The sequence below is a fragment of the Amycolatopsis xylanica genome (genome assembly GCF_900107045.1).
GTDB classification, from domain to species: Bacteria; Actinomycetota; Actinomycetes; order Mycobacteriales; family Pseudonocardiaceae; genus Amycolatopsis; species Amycolatopsis xylanica.
The window spans coordinates 93,185-111,780 of record NZ_FNON01000011.1 but is presented as its reverse complement, the minus strand read 5'-3'; the positions used below and the strand labels follow the sequence as shown (position 1 = coordinate 111,780).

Below are 18,596 nucleotides of genomic sequence, written 5' to 3'. Positions count from 1 at the left end.
GCGGGTACCCGGCGCGCCGGGCCGCGAAACGGCGTCAGGCGCCGAGAATGGCGTCCGCGAAGGCATGCGGATCCTGGTACGGGAACGCGTGCGCGCGCCCGTGGACGGTGACGAGCTTGCCGAGCGACGCCGCCCATTCGTCCGTGCACAAAGGATCCAAGGAACCCCGGACCACGGTGACCGGGTGGGGAACGGCCATGTCTTCGAGGTGGTGCTCCAGCATGGACCGGGTGAGCGTGAGAATCCGCCGCGGACCCGCGCGAAGCCATTCGCCGACTTGGACGCGCGTCATGACGGGCGACTCGTGGCGGCCGTCCTTGACCCAGTTGAGGAACATCCGGCCGATGCTCCGCGAACCCGGGTCCACGGTCGGGCTGCCCAGCACGACCCTGGACACCGGCAGACCGGGCGCGGTCGCCGCGAGTGCCGCGATCTGCGTGCCGGAGGAGTGCCCGGCCAGCACCACCTCTTCGTCCCGTCCGCGCAGGTAGTCGGCCACGACGGCGGCGAACCCGGGGATGTCCAGCGGCTTCGGCGGGTTCTCCGCCCGGCCGAAGCCGGGCAGTTCGAGCAGCTCACAGGCGGCGCCCGACGCGGCGAGTGCGTGCGCGGCGGGCCGCAGGTATTTCGAGACCGCCAGTCCTTGCACGAGCACCACCGGCGGCGCGGTCGCACGATCGGGCTCGGTCCGGTAGACGGCGGGCCTCATATCCCGAGCCCCTCGATCACGGCTTCGATCGAGGACTTCAAGGTGATGTCCCGGTCGGCCATCCGGCCGATGGCCGACCCGTACTCGGCCAGTGCCCGGAAGTCGGCAGGATAGGTTTTCCGGTCTGTGGCGGGGAAATTGACGCGCTCGGCGAGCGCGAGCCAGTCCTCGGGCTCGGCGATGCCCGCCGACCGGACGCCATGCGGGAACAGGAGCACCTCGAGTTCGGTGAACGGGCGATCGCGCAGGTACTCGGCCAGCCGGTCACGCGCGCGGCGCACGGGGAACGGTGTCCAGTACGGAACCAGCCCGGCACGGGCGGCGCCGACGGGATCGAGCAGGACGAACGACTCGACCAGCAGCCGGGTGGTGTGCACGCCTTCGCCGGTGAGCCACTCGCGGTGCAGGTCGGCGACCGGTCCCGAAAGGTCTTGCGGGTCCTCGAAAGCAAGCCGGTGCACGGGGTGCCCGTGCTCGGCCGCCCAGCGCTCGACGGCGGCGCCGAACTCGGGGGAGAGGCCCCACTCGGCCTCCGGCGCCGTGTCGTCGGCCTCGGGCGCGTCGAACGCGGTGAGCTCCGAGCCCTGTTCAGCGAGGAAACGCTCGACCTGCGGACTGCCTCGCAGGTACTCGTAGGGCTCCAAGCCGCCGTACGCCCCGGTTTGGAAGTAATGGCGTTCGGCCACCTTCGTCACCGGCCACCGCAGGGTGCAGTCGAGCAGCACGATAGGCGCGCCCGGAGCCAGGCGTTCACTCAGAAAGCGTTGGTACGCGGCCGGAAGCTCAAGCCACTTGAGCCGGAAGTAGCTCATCGCGCTGATCATCAGGCGGTCCTGGTTGCCGTCGTGCATGTGGTGCAGCGCCAGGTCAGGGTTGTTGTGCAGCAACGCGGTCGCGGTGTCACGGCCGAACTCCATGGCCGCGCGCGGCCGGTCGGGGTCGTTGTCCGGCCACTTCACCGGCACCAGGACGGTGTTCGGCAGCCACGGCACGCCCGCGACGGCGCCCAGATGCACGGCCGCGCCGTTCGACGAGCCGATCAGGACCCCGGGGTAGCGGTCGTGGCCGTCGTAGTGCCCGGCGAGCCACTCGGCGACCTCGGCGAGGTCGAGTTCGCCCAGTTCCTCGGGCTTGGCCCCCTCCGCCGCGCCCGCGATGCGGTAGATCCCGGTGCGCGCGGCTTCGGGCAACCAGCGCGAGAGCCGCAGCGGCGCCTCGGCCACCTTCGGCTGTCCCAGCGTCGTGAACCGCTCACCACGCAGTGCGGCGGCGAGCGCGCGGACCATGGCGGTGGCGGAGTCGAAACCCGCCACGGAATCTTGCGCCTGTCGCTTGGTCATGCTCGCGGGCTTCCCCGAACCCCGGAGGATCAATCGCGCCGGGGCGCGGGCTCCGGCGTGCGGGGCTCGGGAAGGTGGACATCTTCGACGCAGCCCTCGAAACGCCTGACGCCCGCCGGGTTTCCGCTGGAGTCCTCGGGTCCCATGTCTTGAAGGTGTTCATGCTTCGTCTCACTCATACACGATCGGGTTCCCACTCGGCGGCGAACTATGCACGCCGGATGTTTACCGCCGCGCCCGCCGGGTACCGGGTACTCGCCACGAACATGAGGGAGTCACCGATGGCCGACGCCGGGGATTTCTTGCCGGACACCAGGTCGCTGGACGCGCTGCGCGCCGCGGCCTCGGGGTGTCGCGGGTGCGATCTTTACCGCGACGCCACGCAGGTCGTCTTCGGCGAGGGCGCGCGGTCCGCCCAGGTCATGCTGGTCGGCGAACAACCCGGCGACAAGGAGGACCTCGCGGGTGAGCCGTTCGTCGGCCCGGCCGGGCGGCTGCTGGACAAGGCGCTGGAAGAGAGCGGTATCGGCCGCACCGGCGTGTACGTGACCAACGCCGTCAAGCACTTCAAGTTCACCGAGCGCGGCAAGCGGCGGATTCACCAGAAGCCTTCGCGTACCGAGGTGGTCTCGTGCCGCCCGTGGCTGGCGGCCGAACTCGACGCCGTCCACCCCGAGCTGGTCGTGCTGCTCGGCGCGACGGCGGCGCAAGCCTTGCTGGGCACCGGTTTCAAGGTCACTCAGCGGCGCGGCGAGGTGGTCGACCTGCCGGCGGAGTTCACCGGCACGCACGCGGTGGCGACGGTGCATCCGTCGTCGGTGCTGCGCGCGCCGGACCGCGACGAGGCCTACGACGCGTTCCTCAGTGACTTGAAATCCGCGCGCTCGGCGTTGTCTCGGTCTTCCGCATGATCAGCGCGGTCGCCGCGACCACGGCCAGCCCGCCGACGTAGCCGATCACCAGCTGCACGATCCGGCCGCTGAAGTTGCCCGCCAGCGGCGGGATGACCACGGCGAACACCACGCTCAGGCCCGCCAGCGCGATCCGTCCTCTGTGGACGTCCACGGCGCAGGCCAGCGGGATCACCGCCCACAGCAGGTACCACGGCTGGATGACCGGGCCGAGCACGGCGACCACGGCCAGCAGCGCGCCGAGCGCGGTCACCGGGCCGATCTGGCCCTTGAGCTGCCGCTGCACCAGCAGCACGCTCAGCACGGCGATGAAGACGTACCCGATGATCTTGCCGACGCCGATCATGGTCTGCGTGCCGGGCCCGAGCGGGCCGGTGAGGAAGCCGAACCAGTTGGTCGGCGCCATCCAGGAGTTGACCGAGCCGGAGGTCGTCATCGTCCGCAGCCAGCCGAACCCGAGGTCGCTGAGCCCCGAGACGACCACCGCGACCAGCACGAACACCCCGGCCGCCGCGGCGCCCATCCCGGCGAGCCGGGGGTAGGTCGCGCCCCGGCGCCGGAGGAGTGCGACGCCGACCACGGCGAGCGCGACGATCGCGGGGAACTTCACCAGCGCGCCGAGGCAGATCAGCAGCACGCCCGCGCCGAGCCGGACCGAGTCGAGCGACTCGCCGATCGCGGTGAGCGCGCAGGCCGTGCCCGCGAGCATCAGCCCGGCCATCAGCGCGTCGTTGTGCGCGCCGCCGAGGAAATGCCACAGCACCAACGGGTTCAGCACGCCGAGCCACAGCGCCACGCCTTCGGACACGCCCGCGAGCCGCGCCAGCCGGGGCACCGCCCAGACGGCCATGGCCAGCCCGGCGACCGCCGCCAGCCGGTAACCGAGCACGCCGAGCACCGGGTTCTCACCGGCCACACCGGCGATCCAGCGCTCGACCGCGCTGAACACCGGCCCGTACGGCGACGGCGCGTCCTGCCAGTACTCGCTGACCCGGCCCGTGATCGCGGACGCGGCGCCGAGCCCGGCTCGCGGACCGACCGAGTACACGTCGAGACCGCGCGCGGCGATCTCACCCTGCGCGAGGTAGCTGTAGACGTCCGAACTGAACAGCGGCGGCGCGGCCAGCAGCGGCGCGCCCCAGAGCACGAGCGTGCGGCGTGGCCAGCCCGCGCCGGCGTCGCCGGTGAGCAGGATCCGGCCCGCGAAGGCCCAGGCCAGCACCACCAGCCCGACCCCGGCCACCCCGGCGGCCAGCACCGCGGCGGCGGCGCCACCCGGCAGCGTGAGGAATTTCCCGGCCAGCGCGGCGGCCGTGAGCAGCACCGCCCCGGCGAACCCCACCCACTGGACTTGCTTCAAGTACCCCGATTGCACGTGAGACTCATTCTGCTCGGCGGAACGTCCCGATGATCCAGAGACGCTAGTCGGCCCGTTTCGTTGCCCGCGCGCACGGGTAGCCGGTTCCCACGCGCAGGTGAGGAGGCTTCATGAGGATCGGCTACACCTTGATGACCGAGCAGGCAGGCCCGTCGGACCTGGTCCGCCATTCGGCGGCCGCCGAGCAGGCGGGGTTCGACTTCGAGGTGATGAGCGACCACTATTCGCCCTGGCTCGCCTCCCAGGGCCACGCGCCGTACGCGTGGAGCGTGCTCGGGGCGGTCACCCAGGCGACCGAGCGCGTCGAGCTGATGACGTACGTGACCTGCCCGATCATGCGGTATCACCCGGCGGTGGTCGCGCAGAAGGCCGCGACCGTGCAGGCACTGTCCGGCGGCCGGTTCACCCTCGGCCTCGGCGCGGGGGAGAACCTGAACGAGCACGTCGTCGGCCGGGGCTGGCCTGGCGTCAACGTCCGCCACGACATGCTGGCCGAGGCCGTCCAGATCATCGCCGGGCTCTTCGACGGCGGCCATTTCGACTACGAGGGCAAGCACTTCCGCGTGGACTCGGCGAAACTCTGGGATCTGCCCGCGCTGCGGACGCCGATCGGCATCGCCGTCTCCGGCTCGCAGTCGGTCCGGCGGTTCGCCCCGGTCGCCGACGCCATGATCGCGGTCGAGCCGAACGCGTCGCTCTGCGAGGAGTGGGACGCGGCCCGCGTCGGCCCGCCCGCCCGCAAGATCGCCCAACTGCCGATCGCGTGGGACACCGACCGTGACGCGGCCGTGAAGCGCGCCCACGACCAGTTCCGCTGGTTCGCCGGCGGCTGGAAGGTCAACGCCGAGCTGCCCGGCCCAGCCGGGTTCGAGGGCGCGACCCAGTTCGTCACCGAGGACGACGTCGCGCAGCGGATCCCTTGTGGACCGGACGCCGAGCCGATCATCTCGGCGGTCCAGGAGTTCGGCAGGGCCGGGTTCACCGATCTCGCGCTGGTCCAGATCGGGGGAGACCGCCAGGACGAGTTCCTCGGCTTCGCGCGGAAGGAGCTGCTCCCCGCGCTGCAGGAAGCCCCCTAAGCCGTGCCTTAAGTCGTGCGCAGCGCCGCGACGGCCTCGACTTCGACGAGCTGGTCGCGGTAGCCGAGCACCGTCACCCCGAGCAAGGTGCTCGGCACGTCGTGCGCGCCGAAGTGCCCGCTGATGACCTCCCACGCGGTCGTGAGATCTTCGCGGTCGGTGGTGGCCACGTAGACCGTCGTCTTGACGACGTCGGTGAGGTCGGCGCCCGCGGCGGCCAGCGCGACACGAAGGTTCGCCATGACCTGCTCGGCCTGCGCCGCGACATCACCGGCGGCCACCGTTTCGCCGTGCTCGTCGAGCGGGCACGCGCCTGCCGTGAACACCAGCTTGCGCACGTCCGAGGCCACGGCGGCGTAGGCGTACGGGGCCCGATCGGTGAGCAGGGGTGTCCGGATGAGGTCGATGGCGTCACGCATGCGGCCGACAGTAGCCAGATCCTCAGCCGGGAGCGAACTCGAATCGCAGCGACGGGTCGTCGCGCAGGACGACCATGCGGTCGGCTTCCGTGTCGCTGTCGGCGCGTGACCAGGTCGTGGGCAACAGGAAGTACTTGTCGGCCGCGCGGATGAACAGCCTCAGTCCCTCGCAGCGGAACCGGTAAGCCTCACGCGGGCCGGTCAGCTCGGTGCAGGTGACCACGGCGGGCAAATGCAGATTCTCCTTGCTGTAGACGATCACGCCCTGCCGTTGTGCCAAAGTGGTGGTCATGTACGCGGCGTCCTTCTCGCCGAGCAATGTCACCCATTTGTCGGCACTCGAAAGGACGCCGAGGAACAAAAGGATCATCACCAGCGCGGTCGTGGTCCTGGCATGCCCGCCCGACACCAAAGAGAAGGAATAAACCAACAAGGCGACCGAGAAAGCCGTGATCGAGTAAACGGTCAGATAGGGCACGTCGTAAATGACGTCGGACAACCATCTGTCGACCGGTGGTATCAGCAAAGAAATGAGCATCACGATCAACACGAGGACGCTGATCACGGCAAGCACGCGGGCGATCTTGGGAATCGCGCGCTCCGAGCGTTTGATCACCAGATGCGCCCCGGCGACGATGATCGATCCGAGCACGAGCGTGAACACGACCTGCCCCGCGCTTTGCCAAGCGCGCAGGAGATAGTCCTGCGCGCTGTACTGCAGCAGCGTTTCGTCGATGCCGAGGTACTGGGTGTAGCTGTCGGTGCGGCGCCATCCGATGTACAGGCCGAGAGCGGTGAGGAGAGTGGCGGGCGCGATCACCGCGCCCACCGTCTCCAGCGCGTCCCGCGCCGCGTTTCCGGCCTTCGCGGGCGGTTTCGGCCGTGGCTTCAGCCCGGCGACCCGTTTGGCGGCGCTCACCTGGGCCGGGCGGCCGAGTCACAGACCCCTTGGACGACCCGGCCGGTCCCCTCCTGGCTGGTCGGCTGCATCATCGCGCGCAACGCCAGGCAGTCGCGCACCCGTTCATCGGCGGCCGCCCGCTCCTGCCGTTCCTTGTCGGCCGCGGCCGCCGCCGCGGCTCGTGCCCGCTCCTGTTCTTCCGCGAAGGCGCGTGCTTGCCGCTCGGCCTCGGCCCGTGCCTGGGCTTCCTGGATTTCGATCTGCTGGCGCTGTCGTTCGGCCTCGAGTCGTTTGGCTTCCTCGGCCGCGGCTTGAGCCCGCGCCGCCTGCGCTTTGGCCGCGTCGGCGGCGGCCTGCTGACGGCGAGCCTCGGCCTCCGCCACCTTCCGCTGCGCCTCCAGCTGGGCGGCCTGCGCCCTAGCCGCGTCCGCGGCCGCCTGCTGACGCCGCGCCTCGGCCTCCGAGGCCTGGCGCCGTGCCTCCGCCTGCGCGGCTTCCTTCCGCTGGGCTTCGGCACGGGCCTTCAGCGCGTCTGCCTGCGCCTTCTCCTCGTCGGCCTTCCGCTTTTCTTCCGCGACCCTGGCGTCGGCGGCGACCTGTTTCTGCTTCGCCTCCTCGGCGGCCCGCGCCTTTTCCATCCATTGTTCTTCGGACGCCACCGCCCGGTCGTACGCCGGCTTGGCCTGTTTCGGCACGTCCTGGGGTTTTATGTCTTTCCCCAGCGCCGGAACATGACTCTGCGGCAATCGTGATTCAGGTGTCGGCTCCACCGCGCATCCGGCGAGTGTCACCAAGATCGAGAAGCTCGCGAGCGCAGGACGAATTTTCATTCCCTCTCCCCTCGGACGCTCGGAATTGTACACAGCGTCCGCGCTCGCGCACTTCGCGTCGAATAGCGAAATGATCGTCCTGTTTTACGGCGTCACGCGCCGACCATCAGAACCTCGTAAGTCGGGCTGGTCGGCGGGTATCCGCTGAAGATATGCGAATTGATCACCGCGAGCTGATTTCCGACCTTGGCCGCCGAGACCGGCTGATCGAACAGATCGTCCTTGATCGTCCCGGCAGCGACACCGTGGCTGAGATCGCCGTCCAGGCACCAGCGGCTGATCGTGTTGTCGAGCTGCACCGCCCAGAGCCGTCGCCCTTCGAGCACCAGGCTGACCACACTGGGCGCGTTGACTCCGGCGATTTCCTTGCTGACCCCGGTGATCGGGTTGACCGTGTACACCTTGCCCGGCGTGGTGGCGGCCACGAGCAGGGTGTCTCCGGAAGGCGTGGCGATGACGTCGTTCATGAAAAAGTTCCCGGGGGAGCCGCCCGCGCCGGGACCGCTCAGCGCCAGCGTGCGCGGTGCACCGAGTACGCCCGCCACGACAGGCACGAAGAACAGCTGCGGGTGATACGAGTCGGTGAACCACGCGCCGTACGGGGTCACCGCGACGTCGTTGACATAGGTCGTCTGCGGGTCGCCGAACGTGTAGTCCGCGACCTTCGCCTTGGTGCGGGTGTTGTAGACGTACGCCTTGCCGTCCTTGCCACCCGCGACGAACAGCAGGTCGTGGCGCCGGTCGAGGTCCAGGCCCGCGGCGCCGGTGCCGGGCGGCACCTCGATGAACCGCTCCGCGGTGCCTTTACGCACGTCCTCGCGGAAGATCGTGCCCGCGACCAGGTCGCCGGTGTAGAACGTGCCGCCGCCGGCGTCGGTGATCCCCTCGGCGGAGGTGGCACCGGGCAGCACGATCACTTTGGTCGCCGCCACCGCAGGTCCTGATACGCCCAGTAAAAGCGCGGACACCACCAGTGGTATAGCCAGAATTTTGCGCATGGGAAAGTCCTCCAGTCGCCCCAGTCCCCCCGGCGACATCCTGCCCTACCGGTCAAGAGCGCGGAGCCCGATCAGCGCACAAATACACCCTGCTCCTTTGTGGACATTGGCTGGCTTGTGATTGGCCGCCGATCTTCGCGAAACCCGAGTTTGGGCCAGTGGATGGCCCAAACTCGGGTTTCGCGCGCTCACGCGTCGATCGACGACGCCAGCCAAGCCCTAGGAGGCGCCGCCGCCACCGGTCTGCGGCGCGCCCTTCGGCTTGACCGCGCGTGCCCCCAGACCGCAGATTTTGCTGTTGCCCGAAGAGACGCCGAAGGAATCCGGCGGTTGCCGCTGATGCCGGTTCGTGATCTTCGTGGCGAAGACAGCCGGATTGAAGGTGCGGACGGCGGGTGGTCGTCGCCAGGCTGGTGGCCGGAGGACGAACCGGGAGGAAGCCCACATGACGAACACCGACGGCCGTGTCTGGCTCATCACCGGCTGCTCGGCCGGTTTCGGCAGGGAGATCGCGCTGGCCGCGCTGGCGGCGGGGGACCGGGTGCTGGCCACCTCCCGGCGCCCGGAAACGCTGGCGGACCTCGAGGGCAAGGGCGGTGACCGGATCCGCACGGCGGCGCTCGACGTGACCGACGCCGGCCAGGTGGCGGCCGCGGTGAAGACCGCGATCGAGGCCTTCGGGCGCATCGACGTCGTGGTGAACAACGTCGGCCACGGCGCGCCCGGCGCGATCCACGAGCTCGCCATGAGCGAGTTGCGGACGCTGATGGACGTCATGTTCTTCGGCGCGGTCGAACTGACCAAAGCCGCGTTGCCGCACCTGCGCGCCCAGGGCGACGGGACGATCGTGCAGATCAGCTCGATCGGCGGCCAGGTGTCGTCGCCCGGCTTCGGTGCCCACAGTGCGGCGAAGTTCGCGCTGGAAGGCCTGTCGGAGGCACTGTCCGCGGAGGCCGCGGAGTTCGGGGTGCGGGTGCTGATCGTCGAGCCGGGGGAGTTCCGCACGGAGGCAGGCGGCACCCAGCCCGGTGACCCGGCGAAGGCCGCCGCGGCCGTCCTGCGCGCGGTCGGCTGCCCGAACCGGCCGCTGCGGCTCGCGCTCGGCGCCGACGCCGTCGACACCATCCGGGCGCATCACGAGGCGATCGCCACGGACCTCGCCAACTGGGAGAAAGTAAGCCGCGGCACGGACATCGAGTGAGCGTTCCCCGGATTTCGCCGACCCTGTAACGACTTCGGAGTACACCCGACTCGTTACAGCAGACGCGACAATCGAGGGGGCCGGCGTGACGGCAGAACTGCTGGCTGGCGAGAAGACCTATCCGCTGCGGCCGCTGGCGAACCGGCGGCTGCCGCAATGGCGGGTGGCCGGCGACTGTACCGAGCTGACCGGAGATCGCCGGCCGGGTGGCGTGCTGCCGCTGAACTACGTGCTGCTGCGGCACAATCAGACACCCGTCGCGTTCCGGGTTCCCTTGGCGGTGGCCGCGTCGGCGGTGCCGGACCTCGGCGCCAAGCTCGCGGGCGGTGGCGCGCCCGCGTTGCTGCCCCTGGTGCGCACCGAGGTGGAGGGCCTGTCCGCGCCGGGGTCGGACTTCGTGATCCTGTGGCCCGATCTCGCGCAGCTCGCCGTCTTGGACGAACCCGACCGGAAGCGCGTTGTGCTGCAAGGCGACCGTTTTCCGGTCGTCCTGCCATCGGGCGAGCGTCTGTCCCACTGTCACGCCTATGTCGACGAGACCGGGCTAGCCGACATGGAACCGGCTACAACGATCACCTGCTACGACGATGTGCTTCCCCTGCACGAGGTTCCCGGCGGCGCGCTGCGGGTACGGCGTTCGGAGGACGACTTCGACCGCGACGGCGAGCCGACCGTGCGCGTCGCGCGGGAAGTCGCCGAACGGCTCGGCGCGAAGCATGTGCTGGTCTCGGCCCACGGGGCGGACCCGGGCATTCAGGCGCTGGCACGGATCGTCGTCAACACCCGGTTGGAGAGCCCGGCCGAGCTGGAGGTCGACCAGCTGATCCGGAACTCCATCGGCGTCGAGATCGGCGAGGACGTGGTGGTGACCCCGGTCAAGGCCCGGCGCCACCGGCTGTCCAGGCTGATCGTCGGCAAGCCCAACTACGTGGTGTGCCGCGTGCAGGCCGCCGACCTCGCCACGGTCGAACAGGAGGTGTGCCTGCTCGACGAGCTGACACTCGGCCTGCTCGGCGTGCCCGCGGGCGACCAGGTGATCGTCGACGGCGTCGCCGAGCCCGGCGGGCGGGTGAAGCAGGTCCGGATGAAGGCGCTCAAGACGAGCGAGGCCGTGCAGCAGCGAAGGGAATCGCTGCACGGCGGCAATCTGTCGTGCCGGTTTCCGAGCGCGCGCGACGCGCTCGCCGTCTACCCGGATCTGCCGTGGATCTTCCTCGACAGCGCCACCCGCACCGCGCTCGGGCTCGCCGACCGGAAACTGTCCACAGTGCGCCTGCGCCCCAGCCGCGGATACCAGCTGCGCAAGGAACTCCGCGAAATGATGCTGCTGATCGGGGTGGCGTTCATCGGCGTGGTGTCGATCGTCAAGAGCGACACCACGCAGTGGGTCATGCTGGGTGCGCTGGTCCTGTTCGCTGGCGGGGTCGTGACGATGCGGATGCGGGGACGGCTGAAGCACGAGCTGCGGATTCCCCGTCGGCAGCGAGCGAAATGAGCTCCTCGTCCGACCAGAACCCGCTCACCCCCGGCAGTGGCGCGAGATACTCGGCGATCTCCCGCGACGACCAGTTCTGCGCCTCGCGCAGCCCGGCGATGAGCATCCGCAGGTAGGGCGCGGACGGCGGGTTCAGCTCGACGTCGCGCGCCGACCACGGCGCGGTGAACGTCAAGACGGGATGCCCGTCCAGGTCACCGATGTGCAGCAGCGTCTCGTACCGGCCGGGCCCGAGCCGGTCCCGCCCGGTCGCCAGCGCCACGCTCACATCCAAGTCCTGCGATGGCTCCCGATACATCTCCTGCGCCGCGACGTCGGAGAACTGCCCGAGCGTCACCAGATAGCACCGCATCGCGGCCATTCCGTCCATCGCCGGGTCGTAGAACGCCCGGCCGCCATGCCACACCGGCGATTCGGTGGCGAAATAAACCCCACCGGGGAATTCGCGGCCCGCCACCTCGAGGAACATGCCGCGGTCCCGGCACCCGGGGTACCGGCGCCCCGCACCGGGCGGAACGCCACCTTCGAGGTAGCAGCGAAACCGCTCGACGTGCATGTTCGACCCATAGCTGGCGTACCAGACCAGCCGCGGCGAAGCCTGACTCATCCCCACACGATATATCGCCCAGCCGCCCTTGACACACTGATCGCGTGTGGATGAACTCGCGAGCCTGGCCCTACCGCTTCGACGAGGTCCCGTGGGCCGAAATCGCCGGGTGGTTCCACGAGATGGCGGCGAAGCACCCGGAGTTCCGCCCCATGGCGGACATCGCCGACAGCGTGCTGGCCTGCGAAGGTGAGCAACGCCTGGCGGGGCTCACCTCGATGCATGATCTGGTGGTCACCGCCCGGCCAGTGCCGGAGCATCCGCCGGTCGAGGTCGTCATCGTCCGGTCGCCTTCGTCGGGTTACGTGGGCGCGGGCGGTGTCTTCATCGAGCACCGGTCGGTGACCGGCCACGATGATCGGATCTTCCGGACCGCCGACGAGGCGGTGCCGTTGTTCTGGCGGTTCATGATCGAGAAGTTCGGCGTGGCGCCTCATCGGCCCGAGTGACGCGGTAGGGGAGACGTTGTTACCGGTCACAACACCCGGCCCTCAAGTCTGAGTGTCGTCCCATGCCGCGGACGGCTGGTTGTGCCACATCATGAGCTACCAGACCTACTCACGGGTAAGCGGAGGCGAAGATGCGGGTTCGGGTCACCAACGGCGGTGCCACGAAGACCAGGCGGATCCTGACCACCCTGATCGCGGCGGTCACCGCCACGATCGCCGCGCCGGCGGTCGCGTCCGCCGCCACGCACAGTGGCTGGAACGACTGGTCGTGCACGCCGAGCGCGAGCCACCCGCGGCCGGTCGTCCTCGTGCACGGGCTCGGCGCCACCGACACCGTCAACTGGTTCTTCCACGCGCCGAAGATCGCGAACCAGGGCTACTGCGTGTTCTCGCTGACCTACGGCACCGGCGTGCTCGGGCCGTTCGCCGGCGGCCTCGCCTCCATGCGCGACAGCGCGGCCGAACTCAGCCGGTTCGTCGACCGGGTCCGCACCACGACCGGCGCGTCCAAAGTGGACATCGTCGGGCACTCCGAAGGCAGCACGATGCCCGCCTACTACCTGAAGTTCTTGGGCGGTGCCGAGAAAGTCGAGCACTTCGTCGGCTTCGGCGCCAACTATCGCGGCACCACGCTCGGCGGCCTTTCCGCGCTCGCCAACGCGTTGCTCGCGACCGTGCCGGGCCTGCGCGGGATTCTCCGCACGGCGTGCGGGGCCTGCGGCGAATACCTGGCGCCATCGGCGTTCCTGACGGATCTCGCCCGCGACGGCGTGAGCGTGCCGGGCCCGTCGTACACCAGCATCGTCAGCCGCTACGACGAGGTCGTCACGCCTTACACCAGCGGCGTTCTCGGTGAACCGGGAACGACCGACATCGTGCTGCAAGATGTGTGCGCCAACGACTTCGCCGGGCACCTGAGCCAGGCGATCGACCCGAACGTCACCGCCCTCATTCTCAAGGCACTCGACCCCGCGAACGCGCCCGCCCCGCGCTGCACGCCCTTCTATCTGCCGCTCTGATCAGTCGTTCGAGCCGGTGAGCTGCGAAGTGCCTGCGATGGCCAGTTTGGAGAACAACCGCCCGGAGAAGCCGAACAGCAACGCCAGGCTCAGCGCCAGCGCGGTGGTGGGGTGCTCCCATGAGTTGTCCCGGAGCACGGGGCCGAGCACGTTGACCTTGTCGTCGGAGAGCAGCCTGACCAGGAGCAGCCCGCCGATCGCGGTGAGCGCCCCGCCGACCGGGCTCAGCACCATCACGCCCCACGACGCCGCCCGCTGGCCGTTGTTGATTTTGACCAGAGGTGCCAGGAAACCGCCGATGGCGCCGAGCAGCAACGACGGCTGGTGGGCATGGGTGCCCAGGCTCAAGGTGAACACGAAGAGCAGCCCGACCCCGGCCAGCCAGAGCGCGATGCGCTGGTTTTCGAGTTCGGCGGCGAGTTCGTTCTCCGACTGGGCCTGGCAAAGCGCGTGCACCTGCCGGATGAGCATCCGCCTGCTGGCGTCGTCGTTGGCGCTCTTGAATTGTTCGCGCAGTGTCTTCGCCGCCTCCGGATCCACGGCGTCGAGCCGGAGAAAAAGCGGTTCCGCGTAGTCGTCCAGCGCGTCCGCGGGTATCAGTTCGACGAGTGTCCGCTTCGCTTCGTTCATGGCCTGCGTGTCCGGATACAGCGTGGTCAAGGGCGACTCGAACAGCCAAGACCGCTTCTTCTTTTTCCCGCTGGGTGTCGTCGGTGGCGGGGGCTTCGCAAGCAGGCTGTCAATCGAACTTTGAACCACAGTGGCCGTGGCTTGGTTACCGCAGTTCGCCACCAGGACCTTGAGATCGGCTCGACAGCGAGCTTCTTCCTTGTCGAGCACACGCCGAATGGGAGCGGCGATGAAACCGCGGCTCGTCACAATGACAATGGTGAAATACAACGCACACAATGTGAAAGGTATGGGAATCCACAACAGTTCCGTCATAGCCGCCTCCCACGCTCCGCTGCAGAAAGGTCGGCACCGGATCGGCGCTCGTTACACCGCGGCCGCCCGCGCGATGTCTTGGCGCCGCACCGCGTCCAAAACGAGATTGACCGCGGCCCTCGGCGGACCCCCGCGCCGCACGGCCGCAGTGATCGTCCGCGTGACCGGAGCGGTCAGTTCCCGCGTCACCACGCCATAGCGCGGATCGACGGCCAGCCCGGGCAGCAGCGCGACCGACAGCCCGGCCTCGACGTGCTGCAAGGTCATCAGGTAATTGCTGAACCGGCACACCACCCGCGGCTCGAACCCCGACTCCCGGCACAGCCGGATGGCCAGATTCGCCATATACGACTGCGGCATATCGAAAGCCCACGCGGCATCGGCATACGCGCCAAGGTCGACCGGCCCCCGCCCGGCATGGTCCCCTGGCAAGACGAGCACGACCGGATCGGTCCCCAGCTTCACCAGGTCGACGTCGGGTCCCAGCGGCAGCTCGACGAAGTCGGTGGTCGTGATGATGACGTCCGCGTCCCCGCCCCGCAGCGCGGGCATGCTCTCGTGCGGCTCGAGCTCCAGCAGCTCGACCTCCAGATGCGGATGCGACTCGCCAAGGCCGCGTACCGCGGGCACGGCCATGGTGTGAATCGCGCTCTGAAAAGCCCCGAGCCGCACCAGCCCGGCCGGCTCCCCGTTGAGCCCCCGCAGCTCGGCCTCCACCTCGGCCATATGGTCCAGAATCGCCCGTCCCCGCCGAGCGAGCACCAGCCCGGCGGGCGTCAGCCGCACCCGCCGCCCCCTGCGTTCCAGCAACCGCGTCCGCGTCTCGGCCTCGAGCACAGCCAGCTGCTGCGACACGCTCGAAGCGCTGAGGTTCGCATCAAGCGCGACCGCCCGGACGGTGCCCAGCGTATCCAGCCGGCTGAGCAGCTGAAGCCGCCAAGGATTGAGCGTCATAAGCCCATTCTTGTACGGCTCTGCCGAACAGCAACCCCAGATTTGTGAGCTGGACGCGCCCAGCCGCCCCGACTTAACGTCGATCGCATGACCACTCAGTTCTGGGCCGACGCCGACCGCCATCTGGTCCGCTACCTGGGCGCGGGCACGTTCACCCGCGAGATCATCGACAGGGCGTCCGGCAGCTTTCTCTACACCGAGGACGGCCGGAAGATCCTCGACTTCACCTCGGGTCAGATGAGCGCCATCCTCGGCCACTCCCACCCCGAGATCGTCGCCACGGTCCAGCGCCAGGTCGCCTCCCTGGACCACGTCTTCAGCGGCATGCTCACCCGCCCGGTCGTCGACCTGGCCCGCAAGCTCGCCCAAACCCAGCCCCTCGAGAAGGCCCTGCTTGTAACAACGGGCGCCGAGTCGAACGAGGCCGCGCTCCGCCTCGCCAAACTCGTCACCGGCAAGCACGAGATCGTCTCCTTCGCCAGGTCCTGGCACGGCATGACGCAGGCAGCGGCCTCCGCGACCTACAGCGCCGGCCGCAAGGGCTACGGCCCCGCGGTCCCCGGCAACTTCGCCATCCCGGTGCCTGCGGGCCCCGCCTGGCAAAACCAGCTCGACCTGGCCTTCGACCTCATCGACGCCCAGTCCGTAGGCAGCCTCGCCGCCTGCATCGTCGAGCCCATCCTCAGCTCAGGCGGAGTCATCGACCCACCCCTCGGCTACCTGGCGGCCCTGCGCGCCAAGTGTCGCGAGCGCGGCATGCTTTTAGTGCTCGACGAAGCCCAGACCGGCCTCTGCCGCACCGGCACCTGGTACGCCTTCCAGCGCGACAACGTCGTCCCCGACATCCTCACCCTGTCCAAGACACTGGGCGCCGGCCTCCCGTTGGCAGCGGTCCTCACCACCCCCGAGATCGAGCAGGAAGCCCACGACCGCGGCTTTCTTTTCCTGACGACCCACGTCTCAGACCCCCTGGTCGCAGCGGTGGGCAACACGGTCCTCGACGTCCTCACCCGCGACCACCTCGACGACCGCGCCACCCAGCTCGGAGCCACCCTCCGCACCGGCCTCGACACCATCGCCACCCGCCACCCGGCTGTAACCGACATCCGCGGCCGAGGCCTCCTCGCGGGCCTCGAACTGGCCGCCATCGGCGACCACAGCGCCGACCTCCTCGGCGCCACGGTCACTCAGCGCTGCCTCGAGCTCGGCCTCCACATGAACATCGTCCAGCTCCCCGGCATGGGCGGCGTCTTCCGCATCGCCCCACCCCTCACCGTCACCGACGAAGAACTGGCCCTGGGCCTGGCGATCCTCGACGAGGCCCTCACCGACGCCACCAAGCGCCTAGGCCTCTGAACTGCAAGATGCCAAACCGCAAGATCATGCCAGCCCCGGCTGCAGCGCGTAACTGGACCCCCATGAAAACGGCCTCGAAGCGGCGTATAGTCTTCTTACATCAAGTCCGGGTGGCGGAATGGCAGACGCGCTAGCTTGAGGTGCTAGTGTCCTTAACGGACGTGGGGGTTCAAGTCCCCCCTCGGACACCAACGTTAGACACACGCAAAGAGGCTCTCACATCGAGGGCCTCTTTCTTGTTGTTGTAGACCACTTGTAAGCCCAGGTCGCGGTAGACCTGCGTGATCCGCTCAGGGTTTCGCGAGTTGAGATGGCGTGCGACGTCGCCGAGCGAGTCGAGCATGGCGTAGACCTCGGCCGCGTCTACCGTCGCCGCCTCGGGCAGGTGCTCCAGTTCTGCTTGCGCGGCCTTCTTCTCCGCGTGGGCAAGGTTCATCGCGTCGACCAGCGCCGCTGGGTCTACTCCCGCTTCGATTGCTGCCTGATGCCGCCGCAGCCGGGCCTCTGCGTCCTTCAACTGCTTCGCGACCACGCTCCGGCCTGTATCCGGCTTGTCCTGCTGCGTGCCGACCAAGGCGGCCACCGTCTCATCACGGTTGGCCAGGTCGAAAACCTGACACAGCCACGCATTGACGGGTGGCGTTATGACGTCCTCGCGCAGGTTCACTGTCTTCGGGTGGTCGGCCAGCACCGCCGAGCCCGGCGCCAGCGTACGTGCGAGGCACCGGTAGTAGATGCCTGTCCGGATCTTCGCGCCCTGCATCTTCCGCGTGCAGATCTCACAGCGCACGAGCCCCTTCATCAGGTAGGTGTGCTTCGTGGCGGGTCGCTCCCGTTCCAGCTTCGCGATGCCACGCATCCCACCTGCCGCCCGCGATCGACGAACGAGCTGCGCCTGAGTGAAGGTCTCAACGGACACGATCTCCGGGTGCGCAGATCGTCGGGATCGCACAACCCGGTCAGGCTCCGCTCGCCGGAACCGGACGACGTGACCCGCACCCACGTCGTCCGGGTTCAGCAACGTCTCGTGCTTGGTCCACCGCCCGAAGATGGCGTACCCGGTATAACGCGGGTTCTCCAGGATCGACCGCACAGTCCCGCCTTGCCAGCCATCGGCAAGCCGATGCCGGTTCTGGTCCGGCCGCCGCTCAGACGGACACGGCACCCGATCCAGGTTGAGCCCCTTGGCGATCGCCCGGTCACCCCGACCTTCCAGGTACTCGGCGAAGATCCGCCGCACGACATCGGCCGACTCGTCCTCAACCACCAGCACCCGCAAGCGGAACCCTTCCGCAGCCTTACGCGGGTTCGGGTGCGGTCCGCCATCAGCCACGACGTACCCGTACGGCGCACGCCCACCCTGATGGCGTCCCTCGTTGATCACCTGCGCATCCATCGCCGCGCGAACGCGAGCCTGGACGTGCTGGCGCTCCGATTCGCTCATCCCGCCGAGCACGCTCATCAGCATCTTGTGCGACGGATTCCGCGCGTCGAACTTCCCGCCCAGTTCCGGCACCCAGAGGTCGACCCCGTAGGCCGCGAATCGTGGCGCAATAAGGGAGAACTGGTTACCGAACCAGCAACGCGTGCCCTCGCCGACCACCACGGCATTCCACCCTCGCCGCGGGTTCTTCAGCTCCGCAAGCAATCGCCCTGCCTCGGTCCTCCGCTCCCACGGCACAGAACGCGACTGCCCGACATCGAAGAACTCCGTGACGATCTGCCCGCCGAGCGGCTCGACGAACTTGCGTGCGTTCCCGACCTGCCAGCCGCGAGACGTCTCCGGGTCCTGGTTGTCCTCGGTCGAGCATCGCCCGTAGACCGCCAACGCCCCGATCCCGTCGTCGACCGGGTCGGCCACCTGGAGCCCCAGCATCTCGTCCAACGTCGACCAAGGGTCACTGCTGATTTCAGCGGTCACGGTTCACCTCCTCGACCGGTCCGTCCAAGACCGGCACCTCAGTAAGCTCGATCAGAATGGCCAGCAACCCCCGCGCAACAGCAG

General features: G+C 68.9%; 19 protein-coding genes and 1 tRNA gene. 8 read left to right on the top strand and 12 right to left on the bottom strand.

The annotated features are described in order from the left end of the window. Window positions 1-34: 34 nt before the first annotated feature. Complete coding sequence (locus tag BLV57_RS37030; protein WP_091297798.1) at window positions 35-709, bottom strand: alpha/beta fold hydrolase; 675 nt, start codon at window positions 707-709, stop codon at window positions 35-37. Then, window positions 706-2,049: a hypothetical protein gene (locus tag BLV57_RS37025; protein WP_091297796.1), complete on the bottom strand. Its 1,344-nt coding sequence runs from the start codon at window positions 2,047-2,049 to the stop codon at window positions 706-708. The genes BLV57_RS37030 and BLV57_RS37025 overlap by 4 nt, the downstream gene beginning before the upstream one ends. A gap of 161 nt (window positions 2,050-2,210) precedes the next feature. Here BLV57_RS37025 and BLV57_RS37020 point away from each other — a divergent pair, with 161 nt between their 5' ends. Continuing rightward, entirely contained in the window at window positions 2,211-2,960 is a 750-nt protein-coding gene (locus BLV57_RS37020) for a UdgX family uracil-DNA binding protein (protein ID WP_091298139.1), read from the top strand. Here the strand turns inward: BLV57_RS37020 and mptB are convergent. Continuing rightward, complete coding sequence (gene mptB, locus BLV57_RS37015; RefSeq protein ID WP_143047245.1) at window positions 2,911-4,320, bottom strand: polyprenol phosphomannose-dependent alpha 1,6 mannosyltransferase MptB; 1,410 nt, start codon at window positions 4,318-4,320, stop codon at window positions 2,911-2,913. The genes BLV57_RS37020 and mptB overlap by 50 nt on opposite strands. A 128-nt stretch (window positions 4,321-4,448) precedes the next feature. On the opposite strand from mptB, the gene BLV57_RS37010 reads away from it, so the two are divergent. Beyond that, window positions 4,449-5,417, top strand: coding sequence for a TIGR03557 family F420-dependent LLM class oxidoreductase (locus tag BLV57_RS37010; RefSeq protein ID WP_091297790.1), 969 nt, complete (start codon window positions 4,449-4,451; stop codon window positions 5,415-5,417). A gap of 8 nt (window positions 5,418-5,425) precedes the next feature. Here BLV57_RS37010 and BLV57_RS37005 read toward each other — a convergent pair whose 3' ends face one another. From BLV57_RS37005 to BLV57_RS36985, 5 genes are all read right to left on the bottom strand, one after another. Beyond that, the gene (locus BLV57_RS37005; protein WP_091297787.1) at window positions 5,426-5,836 is read right to left on the bottom strand and encodes a RidA family protein; all 411 of its coding nucleotides are present in this window, start codon (window positions 5,834-5,836) and stop codon (window positions 5,426-5,428) included. Window positions 5,837-5,858: 22 nt separating this feature from the next. After that, a complete protein-coding gene (locus BLV57_RS37000) occupies window positions 5,859-6,755 on the bottom strand; it encodes a hypothetical protein (RefSeq protein ID WP_091297784.1) in 897 nt (298 codons plus the stop codon). Beyond that, complete coding sequence (locus BLV57_RS36995) at window positions 6,752-7,567, bottom strand: hypothetical protein (RefSeq protein WP_143047244.1); 816 nt, start codon at window positions 7,565-7,567, stop codon at window positions 6,752-6,754. Before BLV57_RS36995 ends, BLV57_RS37000 begins: the two co-directional genes overlap by 4 nt. Window positions 7,568-7,659: 92 nt before the next feature. Further along, window positions 7,660-8,499, bottom strand: coding sequence for an SMP-30/gluconolactonase/LRE family protein (locus tag BLV57_RS36990; protein ID WP_218134960.1), 840 nt, complete (start codon window positions 8,497-8,499; stop codon window positions 7,660-7,662). Between the two features lie 285 nt (window positions 8,500-8,784). Further along, on the bottom strand, window positions 8,785-9,042 hold the full coding sequence (locus tag BLV57_RS36985; RefSeq protein WP_143047243.1) for a hypothetical protein: 258 nt from the start codon (window positions 9,040-9,042) through the stop codon (window positions 8,785-8,787). On the opposite strand from BLV57_RS36985, the gene BLV57_RS36980 reads away from it, so the two are divergent. Together BLV57_RS36980 and BLV57_RS36975 are read left to right on the top strand one after the other, a co-directional pair. After that, window positions 9,011-9,766, top strand: coding sequence for an SDR family NAD(P)-dependent oxidoreductase (locus tag BLV57_RS36980; RefSeq protein WP_091297771.1), 756 nt, complete (start codon window positions 9,011-9,013; stop codon window positions 9,764-9,766). The genes BLV57_RS36985 and BLV57_RS36980 overlap by 32 nt on opposite strands. An 85-nt stretch (window positions 9,767-9,851) precedes the next feature. After that, complete coding sequence (locus tag BLV57_RS36975) at window positions 9,852-11,261, top strand: hypothetical protein (protein WP_091297768.1); 1,410 nt, start codon at window positions 9,852-9,854, stop codon at window positions 11,259-11,261. Here the strand turns inward: BLV57_RS36975 and BLV57_RS36970 are convergent. After that, the gene (locus tag BLV57_RS36970; protein ID WP_245757666.1) at window positions 11,155-11,868 is read right to left on the bottom strand and encodes a histone deacetylase; all 714 of its coding nucleotides are present in this window, start codon (window positions 11,866-11,868) and stop codon (window positions 11,155-11,157) included. The genes BLV57_RS36975 and BLV57_RS36970 overlap by 107 nt on opposite strands. 44 nt (window positions 11,869-11,912) lie before the next feature. Here BLV57_RS36970 and BLV57_RS36965 point away from each other — a divergent pair, with 44 nt between their 5' ends. Together BLV57_RS36965 and BLV57_RS36960 are read left to right on the top strand one after the other, a co-directional pair. Further along, window positions 11,913-12,317 (top strand): hypothetical protein, encoded by a 405-nt coding sequence (locus BLV57_RS36965; RefSeq protein ID WP_143047242.1) that lies wholly within the window; start codon window positions 11,913-11,915, stop codon window positions 12,315-12,317. Window positions 12,318-12,448: 131 nt separating this feature from the next. Continuing rightward, window positions 12,449-13,336 carry an esterase/lipase family protein gene (locus BLV57_RS36960; RefSeq protein WP_091297761.1) on the top strand — a complete coding sequence of 296 codons (888 nt, stop codon included), beginning with the start codon at window positions 12,449-12,451 and terminating at the stop codon, window positions 13,334-13,336. On the opposite strand, the gene BLV57_RS36955 is transcribed toward BLV57_RS36960, so the two are convergent. Further along, window positions 13,337-13,996 (bottom strand): hypothetical protein, encoded by a 660-nt coding sequence (locus tag BLV57_RS36955; protein ID WP_091297758.1) that lies wholly within the window; start codon window positions 13,994-13,996, stop codon window positions 13,337-13,339. Between the two features lie 336 nt (window positions 13,997-14,332). After that, window positions 14,333-15,235: a LysR family transcriptional regulator gene (locus BLV57_RS36950; protein WP_091297754.1), complete on the bottom strand. Its 903-nt coding sequence runs from the start codon at window positions 15,233-15,235 to the stop codon at window positions 14,333-14,335. Window positions 15,236-15,322: 87 nt separating this feature from the next. Between BLV57_RS36950 and BLV57_RS36945 the strand changes: the two genes are divergently transcribed. Both BLV57_RS36945 and BLV57_RS36940 read left to right on the top strand, forming a co-directional pair. After that, a complete protein-coding gene (locus tag BLV57_RS36945) occupies window positions 15,323-16,591 on the top strand; it encodes an aspartate aminotransferase family protein (RefSeq protein WP_091297751.1) in 1,269 nt (422 codons plus the stop codon). 104 nt (window positions 16,592-16,695) lie between these two features. Continuing rightward, window positions 16,696-16,782 (top strand) — tRNA-Leu (locus BLV57_RS36940). Here BLV57_RS36940 and BLV57_RS36935 read toward each other — a convergent pair. Continuing rightward, window positions 16,761-18,512: a recombinase family protein gene (locus BLV57_RS36935; RefSeq protein ID WP_091297748.1), complete on the bottom strand. Its 1,752-nt coding sequence runs from the start codon at window positions 18,510-18,512 to the stop codon at window positions 16,761-16,763. The two genes, BLV57_RS36940 and BLV57_RS36935, sit on opposite strands and share 22 nt — an antisense overlap. Between the last annotated feature and the right edge of the window lie 84 nt (window positions 18,513-18,596).